Below are 18473 nucleotides of genomic sequence, written 5' to 3'. Positions count from 1 at the left end.
TCAACCCCTGCGCCGCGATCGATCGCGCTCAGCGCAGCAGGTCCGCGATCCGCGCGATGCCGTCGCCGACGGCGGACGACCGCACGCTCCCGAACCCGAGCACCAGCTGCGCGCACTCGCCGGACGACACGGCCCGGTACTGCGCCATCGCATGCAGGCCGACCGACCGCTTCGCTGCCTCGTCGACGATCGCCTGCTCGTCCCGCCTGCCGCCGAGCGTGACGACGAGGTGGAACCCCGCCGCCAGGCCGGCGACCTCGATGCCGGGCGCGTTGCGCTGCAGCGCGTCGACGAGCTCAGTCCGCCGCGCGGCGTAGCGCGCTCGCATGCGCCGCAGATGACGGTCGTACCGCCCGGATCGCACGAGCAGCGCGAGGGCCAGCTGGTCGAGCACGGGCGATCCCCGGTCGGCGCGCTCCCGCAGGACAGCGACCTCGGAGGCGAGGCCGGGCGGGCACAGCGCCCACCCCAACCGGAGCGCCGGTGCCAACGACTTGCTCACCGAGCCCAGCAGCACGACGCGGTCGGGCGCGAGGCCCTGCAAGGCGCCGACCGGCTCGTCGCCGTACCGGAACTCGGCGTCGTAGTCGTCCTCGAGCACCGTGGCCCCGCGCTCGCGCGCCCACTCCACCAGCTGCCGGCGGCGCGACGGGCTGAGCAGCACCCCGGTGGGCGACTGGTGCGCCGGCGTCACCAGGACGGCGCCGGCCGACGTCGCGGCGAGGGCGTCCACGTCGATCCCGTCGTCGTCGACCGGCACCGCGACGACCACGAGCCCGAGCTCCGCCGCGAGCGCGGACGAGTCACGATCGCCGGGATCCTCGACGGCGAGCGTCGTCAGGCCGCGCGCCATCAACGCCCGCAGCACGACCTGCAGGCCCTGCGCGAAGCCCGCGGTGACCACGAGCTCCGACGGGCGCGCGCGGGCGTTGCGGACCCGGGAGAGGTAGGCGGCGAGCACCTCGCGCAGCTCGGGGACGCCCTCGGGTCCGGCGTACCCGAGCATCGCGTTGGGGGCGTCGCGCAGCGCCTCCCGCAGACAGCGCCCCCAGTCCGCGCGAGGGAACGAGTCGAGGTCGGGGATCCCGGGCCGCAGGTCCACCTGCCACACGACGGGCGGGACGGCGGACGACACGGCGCCGTCGGTCCGGACGGTGCCGGTGTCGGCCACCCAGGTCGCCGCTCCCCGCTGCGAGCGCAGGTACCCCTCGGCCTGCAGCTGGGCGTAGCACTCGGTGACGACGCCCCGCGCGACACCGAGCCGGGCCGCCAGGGCTCGCGAGGACGGCAGCCGCTCCCCCGGCGCGAGCCGCCCGTCCCGGACGGCCACCCGGACCGCCGTCTCGAGCTGGTCCCGGAGCAGCCCGGGCGCGTCCCGGTCCAGCCGGAGCAGCAGCTCCGGCGGCGAGCTGGACCACTCGACGGGCACAGAAGTGGACCTTACCGGTGCACCACTGCGTCCCTACCGTGAAGGGATCGACGGACGAGGAGGGCATCGTGGGCATCGTCAGGGTCAGCGCATCGGTCTCGCTGGACGGCTTCAGCGCCGGGCCGGACACGTCGGACGCGGCACCGCTGGGGATCGGCGGTGAGCGCCTGCACCGATGGCTGTTCCCCGACGAGGACGCCGACCGCGCCGTCGCCGCCGGAGGGACCTCCGCCGAGGGGGACGACGCCTCCGTCGCGGCCGCCCAGCACGCGAGCACGGGCGCGGTCGTCGTGGGGCGACGTACCTACGACGTCGGCGTCGAGCTGTGGGGCGACACCCCCTGGCCGGTGCCGACGTTCGTCGTGACGCACCGCGCGCACGAACCCCGGCCGATGCCCAGCGCGACGTTCACCTTCATCACCGACGGAGTCGAGAGCGCAGTGACCCAGGCGCGCGGAGCCGCGGGCGACCGGGACGTGCTGGTCATGGGCGGCGCCGAGATCTGCCAGCAGGTCATCGCGGCCGGGCTGGCCGACGAGCTGCTGCTCACCCTCGTCCCGGCCCTGCTGCACCGCGGCGTCCGGCTGCTCGATCACGTCGGCTCCGGCGTGACGGAGCTCGAGCGCACCGAGGTCGTCGCGACGGCTCAGGCCACGCACCTGCGGTACCGGTTCGTGCGGTGACGCGGCAGGGACCAGCCACGACGTGGCGGTGAGCAGCCCCGCGGGCGCGCCCCGCCCCTGCGTGGCACGCTGACCGGATGCCGCAGAGTCTCCCCCGCACCATCGGCCGGATCGCGCTCGGCGCGGGCCTCCTGTTCGCCGGCACCAGCCACCTCACCTGGAGCCGCACCGAGTTTCGCGCGCAAGTGCCGCCGTGGATCCCGGTGAGCGCCGACGCCGTGGTCCTCGGGTCGGGCGTGGCCGAGCTGGCGATCGGCGGTGCGCTCGTCGCCCTGCCGAAGCAGCGCGTCACCGTCGGGGCGATCGCCGCCGCGTTCTTCGTCGCGATCTTCCCGGGCAACATCTCCCAGCTGGTCACGCGCACGGACGCCTTCCACCTCGACTCCGACCGTGCCCGCGCGATCCGCCTGCTCTTCCAGCCGCTGCTGGTGGCCTGGGCGTTGTGGTCGACGGGCGCGTGGAGCGCCTGGCGGCAGCGGTCCGCCGGCTAGCGCGCCACTGCCCGCGCCACGCGCACGGCGTCGATCCGCGCCTCGCGCAGGAGTCCGCTGATCGGCTGGTTGTAGCCCACGAAGTACAGCCCGGGGGCCGTCGACGTCGTCTGCGGGCCGCGGGCGACCGGCATGCCGTGCGTGTCGAGGACGTCGAGGTGGCCGACGAGCTGCTCCAGCCCGCGCCTGTAGCCGGTGGCGGCGATGACCACCTCGGGCTGGATCCGGGAGCCGTCGGCGAGCACGACGTCGGCGCCGTCGAAGGACTCGACAGCCGCGACCGGCTCGACCGCGCGGGCCTGCACCGCCGCGATGAGCCCGACGTCCTGCACCGGCACGGACCCGACCAGCACCCGCGAGTAGAGCCCGGTGGTCGGCCGAGGGAGTCCGAACTCCGACAGGTCCGGCACCTCGACCCGGGCGACACCGCGCGCGATCCGGTCGACCACGGGCACCGGCAGGTGCCGCACGAGGATGCCGGTCCCCTGCGCCGGCCAGCCGAAGTTGGACCGTCGGACGATGTGCGGAGGCGTCCGGATCGCCAGCCGCACGCGGGAGGCGCCACCCTCGGTCAGGTCGACGGCGATCTCGGCTCCCGTGTTGCCGACGCCGACGACGAGCACGTCCCGCCCGCGATACGGGCCCGGGTTGCGGTAGTCCGAGGCGTGCACGATCTCGCCGGTGTACGTCGCGCGGCCGGGCCATGCGGGCGGGACGGGCGTGTGGTTGTAGCCGGTCGCCACCACCACGGCTCGTGCGCTCAGCGACTCGCCAGCCGTCGTCTCCACACGCCAGGTGCCGTCGACGTCCCGGTCGATCCGGGCGACCTCGACCCCGGTGCGGACGCGCAGCCGGTGGTGCGTGGTGTAGGTCTCGAGGTAGCGCACGACGTCGGCCCGCGCGACCCAGCGTCCGTAGCGCCGCGGGATCACCATGCCGGGCAGGCTCGACCCGCGGCGCGTGGTGTGCAGGTGGAGCCGCTCGTAGTGCCGACGCCAGGACGCGCCGACGGCGTCGGACCGTTCCAGCACCAGGGCGCGGACGCCGCGGCGACCCAGGGACGCGGCGACGGCGAGCCCGGCGGGGCCTCCGCCGACGACGATGACGGGGAGGCTGCCACTGTGCATGGCCTCTTCCTACCTCCCCGGCTCGCGCACGGCCAGGGGCCGTCCGGGTGGCGCAGATCGACAGTCTCAACTGGACAGTTTGAACTGTTGAATTTAGGCTGACGGCATGGACGAGACCGCCGCCACCGCCGCTCGCGAGCTGCGCGTCGTGTTCGGCCGGCTCCGACGCAGGCTCCGGGAGGTCTCCGGCGTCAGCGAGCTCACGCCGTCCCAGGCCTCCGTGCTCAGCCGCCTGGACAAGGACGGCGCCGCCACCGCCAGCGCGCTCGCGCAGGTCGAGCGCGTCCGCCCGCAGTCGGTGGCCGCGACCCTCGCCGCGCTCGACGAGCGCGGCCTGGTCCGTCGCGACCCCGACCCGGACGACGGCCGACGCCAGCTCGTGTCGCTCACCGAGGAGGGCCGCGCGCGGCTGGCCGGGGACCGCCAGGCGCGCGAGGAGTGGCTGGCCAGCGCCCTGCAGGACCGGTACTCCGAGGACGAGCGGCGCACGATCCTCGACGCCCTCGTCCTGCTCGACCGCCTGACCCAGCCGTGACGGCGGTCGCCACGGGGTTCGACCGCCGCCTGACCGCCCCGCTGATCCTGGGGTCGGTGCTCAACCCGATCAACTCGTCGATGCTCGCGGTCGCGCTGATCCCGATCGGGCTCGCGCTCGGCGCTCCCCCGTCGCAGACCGTCTGGCTGGTCTCGGCGTTGTACCTGGCCACCGCCGTCGGCCAGCCGGTGGTCGGTCGCCTGGTCGACCTGTTCGGCCCGCGCCGGCTGTACCTCGTCGGCACCGCCCTGGTCGGGATCGCGGGGGTCGCCGGCGCGCTCGCGCCCGACCTCGGCGTGCTCGTCGGCTCCCGGGTGCTGCTCGGGCTGGGCACCTGCGCCGCGTTCCCGGCGGCGATGTCCCTGCTGCGCAGCGAGTCGCTGCGGACCGGCCAGGACAGCCCGACCGGCATCCTCACGGCCCTGTCCGTCGCCAACCAGAGCGTCGCCATCATCGGCCCGACGCTCGGCGGACTGCTGATCGCGGTGGGCGGCTGGCGCACGATCTTCACCATCAACATCCCGCTGTCGATCGCGTGCCTGATCCTGGGCTGGCTGCGGCTGCCCCGGACGGCGACGTCGCGGACAGGCTCGGTGAGCCGCCTCGACCTGCCCGGCATCGGCCTGTTCGCCGCGATGCTCACCGCCCTGATGCTCTTCCTCATGAACCCCCGCGCCGGGGACTGGTACCTGCTGGCGATCACGCTCGCCTCCGCGACCGCCCTGGCCGTGCGCGAGCTGCGCGTGGCCGAGCCGTTCCTCGACCTGCGGCTGCTGCGCGGCAACGTCCCGCTCCTGGCGACGTTCGGGCGGCAGCTGCTCAACTCGACCGCGATCTACGCGTTCCTCTACGGCTACGTGCAGTGGCTCGAGGCCGGTCGCGGCATGAGCGCCGCGGCCGCGGGCCTGCTGCTGCTGCCGATGTCGCTCGCCGCGGTCGTCGCGTCGGCCGTCTCGGGCCGGTACCGGGAGCTGCGGGGCAAGCTCGTGATCGGCAGCTGCTCCTTGATCGTCGGTTGCACGCTGCTGCTCCTGGCCGGCACCGCGACCGCCACCTGGGTGCTCATCGGCCTGGCCGGCCTGGTCGGCGTCAGCCAGGGGCTCAACGGCCTCGCCAACCAGAACGCCCTGTACCGCCAGGCCGAGACCGAGCGCATGGGGTCGGCCGCGGGGCTGCTGCGGACGTTCACCTATCTCGGCGCGATCGTGGCCGCGGCCGTCGTCGCCGCCGCGTACGCCACCGGCGCCCACACCGGGGGCCTCCACCGCCTCGCCGCGCTGATGCTCGTCTGCGGCATCGCGCTCCTCCTCGTCTCCGTCCTCGACCGCTCGCTCCGACTCGAAAGGCACTCCTCATGACCCTGAGCACCCTCGACCCCGCCACCGCCCTCATCGTCATCGACCTGCAGAACGGCATCGTCAGCCTGCCCACGGCGCACCCGACGGCCGACGTCGTCCGCCGCTCCGCGCAGCTCGCCGACGCCTTCCGCAGCCACGACCTGCCCGTCGTCCTCGTCCGGGCGCTGGGCCGCGCCCCGGGGCGCACGGAGGCCCCGCTGCGCTCGGGCAACGCCCCGGTGCCCGAGGGCTTCGCCGACCTGGTCGCGGAGCTCACCCCGCAGCCCGGCGACCACCTGATCGCCAAGCGGACGTGGGGCGCATTCCACGAGACCGGCCTCGCGGAGCTGCTCGCGGGCCTCGGGGTCACGCAGGTGGTCGTCGTCGGGGTCGCGACGAGCGCCGGTGTCGAGTCGACGGCCCGCGCGGCCCACGAGCACGGGCTCAACGTCACGCTCGCGGTCGACGCGATGACCGACATGAGCGCCGAGGCGCACGAGAACAGCGTGGCGCGGATCTTCCCGCGCATCGGCGAGACCGGGACGACCGACGAGGTCATCGCCCTGCTGGACGCCTAGACGCGCTCCAGCAGGGTCAGCACCTCGTAGTGCGTGGTCTGCGGGAACATGTCGAGCACCTGGGCCCGGCGCGGCCGCAGCGACGGCATCGCCGCGAGGTCCCTGGCCAGCGACGCGGCGTTGCAGCTGGAGTAGACGACGTGCCGGACCTCCGAGGCCTCCAGCCACCGGCTGAGCTCGTCGCCGATCCCGCGCCGCGGGGGGTTCACGATCACGAGCTCCGGGGCCCGGCCCGTTCCGACCGCGAAGGCCGTCGCGTCGCCCGCGGCGAACCGCACGCGGGACAGCCCGGCGTCGGACGCGCTCGACGTGGCGCTCGCGATCGCCTCGGTGCTGGTCTCGATGCCGACGACGTCGCGGCCGGGGTCGGCGCAGTGCAGGGCGAACCCGCCGACCCCGCAGTACAGGTCCCAGAGGCTCGCCGGGGCCAGCTCGTCGACCCAGGCCGTCGCGTGGCGGTACAGCGCCGCGGCGATCTCGGTGTTGGTCTGGAAGAAGCTCTGCGGGCGCAGGTGCATGTCGATGCCGTTGACGCGCATGCGCAGGGTCTCGTCCGCGGTGAGCAGGATCTCGCGCTCGCCCTCGAGCACGGCCTTGTGGTCGGGCAGGAGGTTGACCGAGACCACCCGCAGGCCCGGGACCGCGTCGAGCAGCCAGGGCAGGTGCTTGCGGATGCGGGCGACGGGCTCCTGGGAACGCAGCACGAACCGGAGCATCAGCTCACCGTCCGGCGACTGCGTGACCAGCAGGTTCTTGAGCTCCCCGGTGCGCGCCGGCACGTCGTAGGGCGTCAGGTTCGCGCGCGTGACGAACGCCGCCAGCACCGGGAAGGTCGCCGAGAGGCTCTCGGGGTAGAGGCCGCAGCCCTGCAGGTCGACTCCCCCGCCCTCGGCGTCGAGGATGCCCAGCGTCGGCTCGGCGACGGTGCCGCCGACGACCATCTTCGCCTTGTTCCGGTACCCGGACTCCCGGCCGCTGACCGGCGGGAGCCAGGTCAGGTCGGCACGCTCACCCAGCAGGTGCCGGCAGTGCCGCTCCTTGTCCGCGACCTGCTCCCCGTGCGGGCGGCCCATCCACGTGCACGACCGGCAGCGGTACGCGTCGAAGTAGGAGCACTGCACCTGCGCGACTCTACGGCGGCTGAACGGCTGCCCAAATCCTGAGTACGTCGATCAACATATGAGACATGGGTGTTCCCGGTCGCCCGGACAGGTCATCCTCGTCCCATGCTCACCGGCCGCCGCCCCGTCACGACGTGTTGTCCCGTCGTCACGGCTGCCGCGCGCCCCTGCTGTCCGCGGACCGCCTGAACCCAGCTCCGCCCGTCCCCCGGCAGAGCGCTCGACGCCCCGCCGCACCTGACGGCAGCTCGACGCACCGCCACCCCCGTCCCCCACGGAGGTCACGCCTCATGGCGTCCACCCACATCCTTGTCCGCGTGCCGTCGTCGCGATGTCGCTGAGCCCGCCCGCTCACCGACCGTTCGCCCTCGACACCCCAAGGACCTGACATGACCGCCCGGACCACGCGCCGCGTCGCCCTCGCTCTCACCGCCCTCCTCACGGCCTCGCTGGCCGCCTGCTCGTCGGGTGCCGCCGCCGACAGCCCCGCCACCGAGTCCGCCACACCCTCCGCCGACGCCCCGCTGGCCGAGGCGCCCGAGCTGCGGCTCGGCTACTTCGCCAACCTCACGCACGCCAACGCGCTGGTCGGCGTCGACGACGGGACCTACCAGAAGGCCCTCGGCGACACGAAGCTCACCACGCAGATCTTCAACGCCGGCCCCGCCGCCGTCGAGGGCCTGTTCGGCGGCGCGATCGACGCGTCGTTCGTCGGCCCCAACCCCGCCATCAACGCATTCGCGCAGTCGAACGGCGACGCGATCCGCATCGTCAGCGGCGCGACGTCGGGCGGGGCCCAGCTGGTGGTCCGCGACGGCATCGACAAGCCGGCCGACCTCAAGGGCACCACGCTGGCGACGCCGCAGCTGGGCAACACCCAGGACGTGGCCCTGCGCGCGTGGCTCGACGACAACGGGCTCAAGACGTCGCTGACCGGCGGCGAGAGCGACGTGACCATCGCGCCGCAGGAGAACTCGCAGACGCTCGACGCGTTCAAGGCCGGCACGGTGGACGGCGCCTGGCTCCCCGAGCCGTGGGCGTCGCGCCTGGTCGTCGACGCGGGCGCGCACGTGCTCGTCGACGAGAAGGACCTGTGGCCCGACGGCGACTTCGTCACCACGCACCTCATCGTCTCGACCGACTACCTCTCGAAGTACCCCGGCACGGTGAAGAAGCTCATCGAGGCCGAGTACGAGACGAACGAGTGGATCACGGCGAACCCCGACGCGGCCAAGACGACGGCCAACGCGGCGATCGAGAAGCTCAGCGGCAAGCCGCTCTCCCAGGACGTGCTCGACCGGGCCTGGGGCAACCTGCGCCTCACGCTCGACCCGATCGCGTCGAGCCTGCAGACGTCGGCCGACAACGGCGTGGCGGCGGGGGTCTCCAAGGAGACCGACCTGCACGGCATCTACGACCTGACTCTGCTCAACCAGGTCCTGACGGAGCACGACCAGGACCCGGTCGACGACGCAGGTCTGGGGGGATCGGGCAAATGACGACCACGACCGCGACGGCGACCCCGGTGACCACCGACTCCGGGGCCGCCGTCGCGGCGCGCCTGACGGACGTCACCCAGCACTTCGGGGAGGCGTCCCGACCGCCCGTGCTCGAGCACATCGACCTCACCGTCCACCGCGGGGAGTTCGTCAGCCTGCTCGGGGCGTCCGGCTGCGGGAAGTCCACGCTGCTCTCGCTGGTGGCCGGGCTGGACAAGCCCGTGTCCGGCACGGTCGAGGTCACCGGTGGCCGGCCGGCGCTGATGTTCCAGGAGCCCGCGCTCTACCCGTGGCTCACCGCGGGGGCCAACATCGAGCTCGCGCTGCGGCTGCGCGGCATCGGACGCACCGAGCGCCGCGAGGAGGCGCAGCGCCTGCTGGCCCTGGTCCGCCTCGAGGGTGCCGGACCCAAGCGCGTGCACGAGCTGTCCGGCGGCATGCGGCAGCGCGTCGCCCTCGCACGTGCGCTGGCGCAGGAGGGCGACCTGCTGCTCATGGACGAGCCGTTCGCGGCGCTCGACGCGATCACGCGCGACGTCCTGCACGAGGAGCTCATGCGCATCTGGGCCGAGACCGGCCGCGCGGTGATCTTCGTGACGCACAACGTCCGCGAGGCGGTCCGGCTCGGGCAGCGCGTCGTCCTGCTCTCCTCGCGGCCCGGCCGCGTGGTGCGCGAGTGGACCGTCGACCTGCCGCAGCCGCGGCGCATCGAGGACCCGGGGGTGTCGCGCCTGAGCGCCGAGATCACCGAGCACCTGCGTGAGGAGATCGCCCGCCATGGCCACTGAGACAGCCGCGCCCGTCCGCCCCAGCGAGCGCGACCTCGCCGCAGGGCTCGACGCGCTCGAGACGCCGATCGCGGTCCCCCGTCGCTCCCCGTGGGCGGAGGCCTGGCGTGCGATCTGGCCGGTCCTCGCCGCGCTGACCCTCCTCGTCGCGATCTGGCAGGTCGCCTACGTCCTCGAGCTCAAGCCGCCCTACGCGCTGCCGAGCCCGGCGGACACCTGGCAGACCCTCCTGCACTCGATCCAGGACGGCTCCGCCTGGCGCGCGGTCAGCCTCAGCCTGCAGCGGGCCGCCGTCGGGTTCATCCTCTCCGTCATCGTCGGCGTGGCCATCGGGGTCGTGCTCGCCGCGTCCCCCCTGCTGCGGCGGGCGTTCGGGCCGATCATCACCGGCCTGCAGTCACTGCCGTCCGTGGCCTGGGTGCCGGCCGCGATCATCTGGTTCCAGTTCAGCAACGCGACGATGTACGCCGTGATCCTGCTCGGCGCGGTGCCGTCGATCGTCAACGGCCTGCTCGCCGGGACCGACCAGGTGCCGCCGCTGTACCTGCGCGTCGGCCAGGTGCTGGGCGCCCGCGGCTGGACCCGGATCCGGTACGTCCTGCTGCCCGCCGCGCTGCCCGGCTTCCTCGGGGGGCTCAAGCAGGGGTGGGCGTTCGCGTGGCGCTCGCTCATGGCCGCCGAGCTCATCACCTACTCGCCGCAGCTGGGCACCGGGCTCGGGCAGCTGCTCGACATCGGCCGGCAGACCAGCGACATGTCCCTGGTCATCGCCTCGATCAGCCTGATCTTCCTGGTCGGCATCCTCATCGAGCTGCTGGTGTTCGCCCCGCTCGAGCGGCACGTGCTGCACTCCCGCGGGCTCACCGGCGCCGTGTCGTCGAAGGGCCGCGGCTAGGCGCCCGCACGCTCCAGCAGGCCGCGGACGTACGACGCCTGACCGGCGTGCTGCAGGCTGTCCCCGACGATGCTGACCAGCCGGACGCCGAGGGTCACGGGCGGGTCCCAGCGCTCGTCGACCACCACGTCGAGGTCGTCGGGCTCGAGGCGCTCCAGGTACGCGGCGGTCTGCTCGGCGACCGCCGCGTAGTAGCCGAGCAGCAGCTCGCCCGACGCCCGGACCTGGCCGACCTCCTCGGAGCTCTGCCCGTAGCCGCTGGCGGAGCGGGCGAACGGCAGGTCGAAGCGGTCCGCCCAGCCCTGCGCGGTCCAGACCTGCTCGACGCCCGCGACGACGGCGATCTGCGCGTCCTCGCCACGCCCCGCATGCCAGGCGAGCCAGGCGATCGTGTTCGCGGCGGGGTCGGGCCGGTACGTCAGCTGGTCCACGGACAGCCCGCCGACCGCCCGGCGCAGCACCTCCCCCACGCGCGAGAAGGACTCGGTCAGCAGCTCGGAGATGTCCACGAGCAGGACGCTACGTCGATGCACCCACGCGCGCGCGATGGGGAAGGATGGCGGTTCTCGACGCGGAGGGATCGACCATGAGTGCATGCGTGCCGACGTGACGGCCCCATGAGCTACGAGTTCGAGGCACCTCTCTGGCTGTGGGAGGCCCGGCGCACCGATGCGTGGACGTTCGTCAGCCTCCCGACCGAGGTGGCCGACGAGGTGCTCGACCTGGTGGGTGACCGGACGCGCGGGTTCGGGTCGGTGCGGGTCGAGGTTACCGTCGGCGCCACGGTGTGGCGGACGTCGATCTTCCCGTCGTCGGACACCTACGTGCTGCCGGTGAAGAAGGCCGTGCGCCGGGCCGAGTCGCTCGAGGTCGGCGACCCCGTCCGCGTGGAGCTGACCCTGGTGGACTTCTAGGTCGCGTCGGACCCGCAGCGGCGCAGGATCTCGTCGACGACGGCCTCGATCGGAGCGGTCGCGTCGATGACCTCGCCGTCCTGCGGCACGTCCGCTCCCGTCCGGTGCCACCGCACGATGAGCTCGCGGTCGGTCGGCACCCCGCCGCCCCACTCCTCGTCCGGTCGCGCGTCGAGCCGGCGGTGCAACGTGGCGAGGTCGACGTGCAGGACGAACACCCTGTCGAACAGGTCGAGGAAGCCGGAGAAGTTGCGCGAGCCTCCGCAGAAGAACGTCGCCGCCTCCCCCCGGTCTGCCGCCAGCGCCCTGACCTTGTCGACGTCCCAGAGGTGGTTCTCGTGCGCGCCGACCGTGGTCGGCTCACCGGTCTGCGGGTCGCCCTGGTACGCGAGCTCCCGGTCGCCGTGGACCACCTGGTACCCGCGCCGGTGCAGCTCGTCGGCCACCGACGTCTTGCCGGTGCCGGACAGGCCCTCGATCAGGTAGTTCCGCCGTCCCACGTCAGCGCCTCCCGCCGTAGGCGGCCCGCCGTGAGTGGGTGTGACCGCGCCCCCATGATCACGGATGATGTGGCTGCCCACCCGATCTTTTGGAGCCCGCATGACCGTCGCCTACTGGGTCCTCGCCTCGCTGCTCGCCGCGCTCTACCTCTACTCGGGCGGCAAGAAGGTGCTGCAGTCGCGGGACCAGCTGCGGCCGATGATGGCGTGGGTCGACGACCTGCCGTTCCCGCTCGTGCGCACCATCGGCGTGCTCGAGGTGCTCGGCGCCATCGGGCTGATCGTGCCCCCGCTCGTCGGCGTCGCGCCCGGCCTGGCCCTCGCCGCGGCGATCGGCTTCGTGCTCCTGCAGATCGGCGCGATCGCGGTCCACGTCAGGCGCGGCGAGGTCAGGTCGGCCGTCGGGTTCAACGGGACGCTGCTCGTCCTCGCCGGCGTCACCGCCTGGCTCGCCACCGCCTGGGTCTAGACGAGGTCCACCAGCATCGCCGCCGCCCTCGCCGCGCCGTCGGTCTGCACGGGGCGGTAGCGGACGTCGCGGCTGGCCTCCTTGAGGATCGCCTCCGCCAGGGCGTCGGGGTCCAGCGCGTCCTCGTAGGCCAGGTGCCGGCCGGCCTCGTAACGGTCGAGCCGCTTGCGCACGTGCACGTTCTGCTCGAAGTGGTGGCGCAGGGGCACGTAGACGAACGGCTTGTTCAGCGCGGTGAGCTCCATGGTCGTCGTCAGCCCGCCCTGCACCACCGCGACGTCGCAGGCCGCGAGGTGCCGGAAGAGGTCCGGCACGTAGCCGAGCACGCTGGACCCCTCGGAGGCCGGGAGCGAGGACGGGTCGATGCGCGGACCCGTGACGAACGCGAACCGGAGCTCCGGCGCCGCCTCGCGCACCAGGGGCACGCAGTCCATGACGCGCCGCAGCAGGGACGTGCCGACGCCGGACCCACCGACGGTCACCAGGCAGAGCTTCTCCCCCGGCCCGACGCCCAGCTCGGCGCGCAGCCGCTCCGTGCCCTCGAGCTGGGCCGGGTCGAACCCCGTGACATACCCGGCGAAGTCGAAGTTCTCCTCCGTCCACGTGCGGATGCTGGGCAGGCCGGGACCGAAGTCGTCCTCGACCACGTCGTCGGGATCGCCCACGAACACCGACCGGTCCCGCACGCGCGCGAACCGGGCGCGCTGCTCGATCATCTCGGCGTTGTAGTCGGCGGTCAGCGCGGCCTCGCGGGCGCCTCCGTCGGCCATCGGCAACCACCCGACGAAGTCGGTCATCCAGGCGAACGCGAACCGCTTGAGCTCGGGGTTCTCGTGCAGGAAGTAGTCGACGTCCCACGCCTCGTCGCCGATCACCACGTCGTAGTCGCCGTCGGCCACGACCTCGTCGAACACCATGAAGTTGTGCACGAGGATCTCGTCCATCCGGCGGATGGCCTGGAACGCGTGCAGGTCGTGCTCACCGGCCTCGTGCTCGATGTGCCCGGACTCGTTGCGCAGCCACGCGGAGGCGGGGTGGACCCGCTCACCGTGCTGCGCCAGCACCCGGGTGACGGGGTTCTGCGCGAGCCAGTCGATCTGCAGGTCGGGCCGGCGGGTCCGCAGCTCGGCGGCGATGGCGACGTCGCGCTGGGCGTGCCCGAGACCGATGGGCGACGAGAGGTAGAGCGCGCGCGGGGTCCGGCTCGCGGCCCGCTTCCACACGGGACGCGGCGGCGTCGGGTGCAGCCGGTCGACGAACTGCGCGATCAGGTGGTTGACCTTCACCGGGTCGCGCGCCGACGGGCCGTGACCCGCGTGCTCGAGCAGGACCAGGTCACCGCGGGTCAGCTCGGCGAGCTTCTCGCCGAACGCCTGTGGCCGGATGCGGTCGTCGGTGCCGTGCACCACGACCACCGGGCACGTGACCTGCTGGGCCAGCGGGGCGATGGGCTCGCAGATCGCGCCGTCGCAGCCCATGCGGCCGGCGGTCGTGTCCGCGAGCACCTCCGGCGTGATCTCGTGCGCCCAGTCGACGCAGTCCTCGATCTGCTTGGTCGAGTGCGGCTCGGAGAACATCTTGTGGAAGAAGAACGACGTGAAGTCGTCGTACCCGCCGCCGAGCCAGTAGTGCTTGTTGTACTTGGCCCAACCGTGGGTGTCGTCCAGCGGCTCGTCCCACGGCACGTGGTCGCGGCCCGGCGTCGGCACGTCCAGTCCGCACGACGGGGCGATCGCCATGAGCCCGGTCACGCGCTCCGGGTGCTTGGCGGCGACGTGCACTGCCCACGACGCCCCGCACGACTCGGTGACCAGCACGGCCGCACTCGTCGACGTCGCGTCGAGCACGGCGACGATGTCCGCGGCGTACTCGCCGTCCGTGTACGCCGACGCACCCACGGGCCGACCCGAGCGGCCGCTGCCCCGGCCGTCGAACGTGATCACCCGGTAGTGCCGCGCGAGGAAGCCGATCTGCGCCTTCCAGAACCGCGAGGGGACGATCGACCAGGTGGGGACGAGCACGACCGTCGGCGTCCGGTCCTGGCTGTAGACCTCGAACGCGAGCTCGACCCCGTCCCGCACGACGACGCCGGCGTCGTCGGGATCCGCGGACCTGCTCGGGTGCACCGTCTGCACCCGAGCAGTGTCCGCCTCACGGGGGGCTGACGTCACGGCCGGACCTCGAACACGTTGTTGAACGGGGTGGTCGCGGCGGTCCGGAAGCTGGTGAAGCCGGCCGTCGTCGAGACGTCGCGGATCTTGGCCGGCCCCGCCTGGGTGCCGAGAGCGAGCCCGACGTCCTGGCTGAGCGACGCCGGGGTGCACAGCAGCGTCGAGAAGCCGTAGTACGTCCGGCCGACGGTGTTGAGGTTGTCCTCGACGCGGTCACCCGCCATCGGCTCGACCACCATCCACGTGCCGTCCTCGGCGATCGCGCGGCGCACGTGCCGGGCGGCGCCGACCGGGTCGCCCATGTCATGCAGGGCGTCGAAGACCGCGATCAGGTCGTAGCCGGTACCCGTGAACTCGGTGGCCGACGCGACCTCGAACGTGACCCGGTCCGCCACGCCGGCGGCGGCGGCACGCTCGCGCGCGACCGCGATCGACTCGGCGTGGTAGTCCGAGCCGACGAAGGTCGACCTCGGGAACGCCTTCGCCAGCAGGATCGTCGAGGCGCCGTGCCCGCAGCCGACGTCGGCCACCCGGGCGCCCGTCTCGAGCTTGGCCTGGACGCCCTCGAGCGCCGGGATCCACTCGGTGAGCAGGTGGCCGTTGTACATCGTGCGGAAGAAGCGTTCGCAGCCGTGGTGCACGTCGCCGTTGTGCGCGTGCCAGCCGAGGCCGTCGCCGTCCTTGGCGATCGAGAAGATCTCCTCGGAGTCCCGGACGGTGCCGTACGCCAGCTGGAAGAAGCCGGGCAGGTACGCCGGGCTGCTCTCGTCGGTGAGGGCGTTGGCGTGCTCGGCCGGCAGCGTGTAGCGGCGCTCGTCGGCGTCGTACTCGACGTACCCGCCGGCGGCCTGGTTGTTCAGCCACTCGCGGGCGTACGGCTCGCTCGTCCCGGTCTGCTCGGCCAGCTCGGCCGGGGTGATCGGGCGGCCGTCGGCCATCGCGCGGTAGTAGCCCAGCTTGTCGCCCATCACGACGAGCGCCGTGTTCAGGGTCGCGCCGACCTCGTCGACGGCGCGGAACACGAAGGCCATGAGCTTGTCGGGGTCGATGGTGCGCTGGTGCAGGTCTTGGGCAACAGTCTCGGTCATGGTGGTGCGTCTCCTCCGAAAGGTGCGGGTCTGTCCCGTTCGACACTGGCCGAGCTGGGCGCCCGTCGGATCAGGGGACCCCCCTGGGCTGCTCCCTAGACTCGAGTGGTGCTGGTCGGCCGCGAGCGCGAGCGCCAGGTCATCGCGACGCTGGTGGCCGCCGCGCGCGTGGGCGAGAGCGGCACCCTGGTGCTGACGGGCGAGGCGGGGATCGGCAAGAGCGCGCTGCTCGAGGACGCCGCCAGCGCGGTGACGGGCGCCGGGATGCGGGTGCTGCGCGCGGCCGGGATCGTCGCCGAGCAGGAGGTGCCGTTCGGCGGCCTGCTCCAGCTGCTGCGGCCGGTGCTCGGCCACCTGGACGCCCTCCCCGTGCCGCAGGCCGAGGCGCTGGGGTCGGCCCTGGCCCTGCTGCCGGGCTCCGGCGGGGAACGGTTCGCCGTGGGCGCCGCCGTGCTGAGCCTGCTGAGCCGGGTCGCCGAGGACGGCCCGCTGGCGGTGCTGGTCGACGACGCCCACCTGCTCGACCCGCCGTCGGCGCAGGCACTGTGCTTCGCGGCGCGACGCCTCACCGCCGACCCGGTCGTCGTCCTGCTCGCCGTGCGGGACGAGGCGCCGTCGGTCGTCGGGTCGGCCGGGCTGCCGACGCTGGAGCTGACCGGTCTCGCCGCCGACGACGCCGCATCCCTGGCCGGCTCGCTCGGCGTGCGGCTCTCCGACGAGGACCGCGCCCGGCTGCTCGCGTCCACCGGCGGCAACCCCCTCGCGCTGCTCGAGCTCACGGACGAGGGGTTCGACGCCCTGCCGCCGGGCGCGCCCGTGCCCGTCCCGGCGTCGCTGGCCCGGGCGTTCGCGCGCCGGGCGGACCAGCTGTCCCCGCAGGCCAGAACCGCGCTGCTCGTCGCCGCCGCAGCGGGCGGCGACCTCGCGGCGATCGGCGGGGCGTGCGCACTGCTCGACGTCTCGGTGACGGACCTCGACGAGGCCGCGGAGGCACAGCTGCTGACGGTCGGCGCAGCCCGCGTCACGTTCCGGCACGACCTGGTGCGCTCCGGCATCTACGCCGAGGCGGCCCCCGGCACGCTGCGCGCCGTCCACGCCGCCCTCGCTGCGTCCGTCCCGGCGGACGACGTCGACCGCCGCGCGTGGCACCTCGGCGAGGCCACCGCCTCCCCCGACGCCGGCGTGGCGTCGGTCCTGGACGACGCAGCGACCCGCGCCCGGGCCCGCGGTGCGCACGCCGTCGCCGCCGCCGGGTTCGAGCGCGCGGCCCGGCTCACCCCGGACCCCGCCGACCGCGTGCGGCGGCTGATCTCGGCCGCGGAGAGCGCCTGGCGGGCGGGGCTGCCGGACACGGCCGTCGACCTGCTGGCCCGCGCGTCCCGGCTGCCGCAGACCCCGGACCTGCGGATCCGCGCGGCGTCCCTCGACGGCGCGGTCGCCGCCCGCACGGGATCGGTCGAGCGCGCCCGGGACGTGCTCGTCGCGGCGGGGATCGAGGCGGCCGACGCGGACCCGGACGCCGCGATCCGGCTGCTGGCGGACGGCGTGCTGGCCAGCCAGTTCGCCGGGGACATCGCGACCGCGGCCTCCGCCGCCGCCCGCATCGGGGACATCGAGGCGCGCACCCCGGCGGCCGCGTGGGTCGGGCTGATGGCCACGGCCGTCGCCGGGGTCCTCGCGGGGAACGGCGGGCCCGACCTGCTGCGGACGGCCATGGCGCAGGCGGAGCAGTTCCTCGAGGACCCGGTGCTGGCCCCGTGGCTCGTCGTCGGCCCCCTGTACCTGCGGGAGAGCGCGGTCGGCCGGGACGTGATCCCGACGGTGGTCGCTCACACCCGCCGCCGCAGCGACATCGGCGGGCTGCCGTCCCTCCTGTTCTACGTGGCCCGCGACCAGGCGACGACGGACCGCTGGGACGACGCCGTCGCCGGCTACACCGAGGCCGTGCACCTGGCGCGCGAGGCCGGGCAGTCCACGGACGTCGCCGCGTGCCTGGCGGGCCTGGCGTGGCTCGAGGCCCGCCGCGGCGCCACCGACCCCTGCCGCTCGCACGCCGCCGAGGCCCTGGCGATCACCCGTGCGCACCACCTCGGATTCTTCCAGGCGTGGGCGATGCACGCGGTGGCCGAGCTCGAGCTGGGGTTCGGCCGCGCCGAGAGCGCGCTGGCCGGGTACCGGGAGCTGGACGCCCTGCTCACGGAGCTCGGGCTGGTGGACGTCGACCTGTCGCCCGCCGCCGAGATGGTCGAGGCGATGGTGCACCTCGGCCTGCACGACGAGGCCACCGCCCTCGCCGCGTCGCTGACCGAGCGGGCCGAGGTCAAGGGTCAGCCGTGGTCGCTCGCCCGCGCCGCACGGTCGGCCGGCCTGACCTGCCCGGACGACGACGTCGACGTCTGCTTCGGGGTCGCGCTGGCGTACCACGGGCACACGCTCGACGACTTCGAGACGGCGCGCACCGAGCTGGCGCACGGCTCCCGGCTGCGCCGGCTCAAGCGCCGGACCGACGCCCGCCCGCACCTGCGCGCGGCCCTGGCCACGTTCGACCGCCTCGGCGCCGTCCCGTGGGCGGACCAGGCGGCCGCCGAGCTGCGGGCCACCGGGGAGACCGCGCAGCGCCGCAGCGCCACCGGCCTCGACCACCTCACGCCGCAGGAGCTGCAGGTCGCCCGCATGCTCGCCGGCGGCCGGACCACCCGGGAGGCCGCGGCGGCGCTGTTCCTCAGCCCGAAGACCATCGACTACCACCTGCGGAACGTGTACCTGAAGCTCGGGGTCCGGTCCCGCAGCGAGCTGGCCGAGGCGCTCCCGGACTGAGGGGTCACCCGAGTACGGTGCGAGGACGGGA

General features: G+C 73.9%; 18 protein-coding genes. 11 read left to right on the top strand and 7 right to left on the bottom strand.

Annotated features, from left to right (window positions below; translation table 11 throughout):
• Nucleotides 1-28: 28 nt before the first annotated feature.
• Entirely contained in the window at nucleotides 29-1429 is a 1401-nt protein-coding gene (pdxR, locus tag AC1DWH_RS08590; RefSeq protein WP_477093328.1) for a MocR-like pyridoxine biosynthesis transcription factor PdxR, read from the bottom strand.
• Between the two features lie 68 nt (nucleotides 1430-1497).
• On the opposite strand from pdxR, the gene AC1DWH_RS08585 reads away from it, so the two are divergent.
• The gene (locus AC1DWH_RS08585) at nucleotides 1498-2112 is read left to right on the top strand and encodes a dihydrofolate reductase family protein (protein ID WP_477093327.1); all 615 of its coding nucleotides are present in this window, start codon (nucleotides 1498-1500) and stop codon (nucleotides 2110-2112) included.
• 77 nt (nucleotides 2113-2189) lie between these two features.
• On the top strand, nucleotides 2190-2603 hold the full coding sequence (locus AC1DWH_RS08580) for a DoxX family protein (RefSeq protein WP_456845878.1): 414 nt from the start codon (nucleotides 2190-2192) through the stop codon (nucleotides 2601-2603).
• On the opposite strand, the gene AC1DWH_RS08575 is transcribed toward AC1DWH_RS08580, so the two are convergent.
• On the bottom strand, nucleotides 2600-3730 hold the full coding sequence (locus AC1DWH_RS08575) for a flavin-containing monooxygenase (protein WP_477093326.1): 1131 nt from the start codon (nucleotides 3728-3730) through the stop codon (nucleotides 2600-2602). The two genes, AC1DWH_RS08580 and AC1DWH_RS08575, sit on opposite strands and share 4 nt — an antisense overlap.
• A gap of 106 nt (nucleotides 3731-3836) precedes the next feature.
• Between AC1DWH_RS08575 and AC1DWH_RS08570 the strand changes: the two genes are divergently transcribed.
• The 3 genes from AC1DWH_RS08570 to AC1DWH_RS08560 are packed head-to-tail and all read left to right on the top strand — an operon-like array spanning nucleotide 3837 to nucleotide 6180.
• Nucleotides 3837-4265 carry a MarR family winged helix-turn-helix transcriptional regulator gene (locus AC1DWH_RS08570; protein WP_477093325.1) on the top strand — a complete coding sequence of 143 codons (429 nt, stop codon included), beginning with the start codon at nucleotides 3837-3839 and terminating at the stop codon, nucleotides 4263-4265.
• Complete coding sequence (locus tag AC1DWH_RS08565) at nucleotides 4262-5623, top strand: MFS transporter (protein ID WP_477093324.1); 1362 nt, start codon at nucleotides 4262-4264, stop codon at nucleotides 5621-5623. Before AC1DWH_RS08570 ends, AC1DWH_RS08565 begins: the two co-directional genes overlap by 4 nt.
• Nucleotides 5620-6180 (top strand): isochorismatase family protein, encoded by a 561-nt coding sequence (locus AC1DWH_RS08560; protein ID WP_477093323.1) that lies wholly within the window; start codon nucleotides 5620-5622, stop codon nucleotides 6178-6180. Before AC1DWH_RS08565 ends, AC1DWH_RS08560 begins: the two co-directional genes overlap by 4 nt.
• On the opposite strand, the gene rlmC is transcribed toward AC1DWH_RS08560, so the two are convergent.
• Nucleotides 6177-7301: a 23S rRNA (uracil(747)-C(5))-methyltransferase RlmC gene (gene rlmC, locus AC1DWH_RS08555; protein WP_477093322.1), complete on the bottom strand. Its 1125-nt coding sequence runs from the start codon at nucleotides 7299-7301 to the stop codon at nucleotides 6177-6179. The genes AC1DWH_RS08560 and rlmC overlap by 4 nt on opposite strands.
• 389 nt (nucleotides 7302-7690) lie before the next feature.
• Here rlmC and AC1DWH_RS08550 point away from each other — a divergent pair, with 389 nt between their 5' ends.
• From AC1DWH_RS08550 to AC1DWH_RS08540, 3 genes are read left to right on the top strand one after another with little or no spacing between them, the layout of a single operon-like run.
• Nucleotides 7691-8800: an ABC transporter substrate-binding protein gene (locus tag AC1DWH_RS08550; RefSeq protein WP_477093321.1), complete on the top strand. Its 1110-nt coding sequence runs from the start codon at nucleotides 7691-7693 to the stop codon at nucleotides 8798-8800.
• Nucleotides 8797-9588: an ABC transporter ATP-binding protein gene (locus AC1DWH_RS08545; protein WP_477093320.1), complete on the top strand. Its 792-nt coding sequence runs from the start codon at nucleotides 8797-8799 to the stop codon at nucleotides 9586-9588. The genes AC1DWH_RS08550 and AC1DWH_RS08545 overlap by 4 nt, the downstream gene beginning before the upstream one ends.
• Nucleotides 9578-10483 carry an ABC transporter permease gene (locus AC1DWH_RS08540; protein ID WP_456845885.1) on the top strand — a complete coding sequence of 302 codons (906 nt, stop codon included), beginning with the start codon at nucleotides 9578-9580 and terminating at the stop codon, nucleotides 10481-10483. The genes AC1DWH_RS08545 and AC1DWH_RS08540 overlap by 11 nt, the downstream gene beginning before the upstream one ends.
• On the opposite strand, the gene AC1DWH_RS08535 is transcribed toward AC1DWH_RS08540, so the two are convergent.
• Entirely contained in the window at nucleotides 10480-10992 is a 513-nt protein-coding gene (locus AC1DWH_RS08535; RefSeq protein WP_477093319.1) for a mycothiol transferase, read from the bottom strand. The genes AC1DWH_RS08540 and AC1DWH_RS08535 overlap by 4 nt on opposite strands.
• A gap of 108 nt (nucleotides 10993-11100) precedes the next feature.
• On the opposite strand from AC1DWH_RS08535, the gene AC1DWH_RS08530 reads away from it, so the two are divergent.
• The gene (locus AC1DWH_RS08530; RefSeq protein WP_456845887.1) at nucleotides 11101-11397 is read left to right on the top strand and encodes a DUF1905 domain-containing protein; all 297 of its coding nucleotides are present in this window, start codon (nucleotides 11101-11103) and stop codon (nucleotides 11395-11397) included.
• Here the strand turns inward: AC1DWH_RS08530 and AC1DWH_RS08525 are convergent.
• On the bottom strand, nucleotides 11394-11897 hold the full coding sequence (locus AC1DWH_RS08525) for an AAA family ATPase (RefSeq protein WP_477093318.1): 504 nt from the start codon (nucleotides 11895-11897) through the stop codon (nucleotides 11394-11396). The two genes, AC1DWH_RS08530 and AC1DWH_RS08525, sit on opposite strands and share 4 nt — an antisense overlap.
• Nucleotides 11898-11997: 100 nt before the next feature.
• Between AC1DWH_RS08525 and AC1DWH_RS08520 the strand changes: the two genes are divergently transcribed.
• Nucleotides 11998-12366 (top strand): DoxX family protein, encoded by a 369-nt coding sequence (locus AC1DWH_RS08520; protein WP_477093317.1) that lies wholly within the window; start codon nucleotides 11998-12000, stop codon nucleotides 12364-12366.
• Here the strand turns inward: AC1DWH_RS08520 and AC1DWH_RS08515 are convergent.
• Together AC1DWH_RS08515 and AC1DWH_RS08510 are read right to left on the bottom strand one after the other, a co-directional pair.
• Complete coding sequence (locus AC1DWH_RS08515; RefSeq protein WP_477093316.1) at nucleotides 12363-14501, bottom strand: alpha/beta fold hydrolase; 2139 nt, start codon at nucleotides 14499-14501, stop codon at nucleotides 12363-12365. The two genes, AC1DWH_RS08520 and AC1DWH_RS08515, sit on opposite strands and share 4 nt — an antisense overlap.
• Nucleotides 14502-14533: 32 nt before the next feature.
• Nucleotides 14534-15625 (bottom strand): class I SAM-dependent methyltransferase, encoded by a 1092-nt coding sequence (locus tag AC1DWH_RS08510; protein WP_477093315.1) that lies wholly within the window; start codon nucleotides 15623-15625, stop codon nucleotides 14534-14536.
• Nucleotides 15626-15733: 108 nt separating this feature from the next.
• Here AC1DWH_RS08510 and AC1DWH_RS08505 point away from each other — a divergent pair, with 108 nt between their 5' ends.
• Nucleotides 15734-18442 (top strand): helix-turn-helix transcriptional regulator, encoded by a 2709-nt coding sequence (locus AC1DWH_RS08505; RefSeq protein ID WP_477093314.1) that lies wholly within the window; start codon nucleotides 15734-15736, stop codon nucleotides 18440-18442.
• Nucleotides 18443-18473 lie beyond the last annotated feature (31 nt).

This window comes from Cellulomonas sp. P2_F12 (genome assembly GCF_056403775.1).
The sequence above is the reverse complement of the archived record's forward strand: the minus strand, read 5'-3'. Positions and strand labels throughout refer to the sequence as shown.

What these genes read in the sequence shown, in the direction of transcription:
- AC1DWH_RS08560 (WP_477093323.1), top strand. Translation starts at nt 5,620, where the DNA reads ATGACCCTGAGCACCCTCGACCCCGCCACCGCCCTCATCGTCATCGAC.
- AC1DWH_RS08530 (WP_456845887.1), top strand. Translation starts at nt 11,101, where the DNA reads ATGAGCTACGAGTTCGAGGCACCTCTCTGGCTGTGGGAGGCCCGGCGC.
- AC1DWH_RS08570 (WP_477093325.1), top strand. Translation starts at nt 3,837, where the DNA reads ATGGACGAGACCGCCGCCACCGCCGCTCGCGAGCTGCGCGTCGTGTTC.
- AC1DWH_RS08575 (WP_477093326.1), bottom strand. Translation starts at nt 3,730, where the DNA reads ATGCACAGTGGCAGCCTCCCCGTCATCGTCGTCGGCGGAGGCCCCGCC.
- AC1DWH_RS08550 (WP_477093321.1), top strand. Translation starts at nt 7,691, where the DNA reads ATGACCGCCCGGACCACGCGCCGCGTCGCCCTCGCTCTCACCGCCCTC.
- AC1DWH_RS08510 (WP_477093315.1), bottom strand. Translation starts at nt 15,625, where the DNA reads ATGACCGAGACTGTTGCCCAAGACCTGCACCAGCGCACCATCGACCCC.
- AC1DWH_RS08520 (WP_477093317.1), top strand. Translation starts at nt 11,998, where the DNA reads ATGACCGTCGCCTACTGGGTCCTCGCCTCGCTGCTCGCCGCGCTCTAC.
- AC1DWH_RS08580 (WP_456845878.1), top strand. Translation starts at nt 2,190, where the DNA reads ATGCCGCAGAGTCTCCCCCGCACCATCGGCCGGATCGCGCTCGGCGCG.
- AC1DWH_RS08540 (WP_456845885.1), top strand. Translation starts at nt 9,578, where the DNA reads ATGGCCACTGAGACAGCCGCGCCCGTCCGCCCCAGCGAGCGCGACCTC.
- AC1DWH_RS08545 (WP_477093320.1), top strand. Translation starts at nt 8,797, where the DNA reads ATGACGACCACGACCGCGACGGCGACCCCGGTGACCACCGACTCCGGG.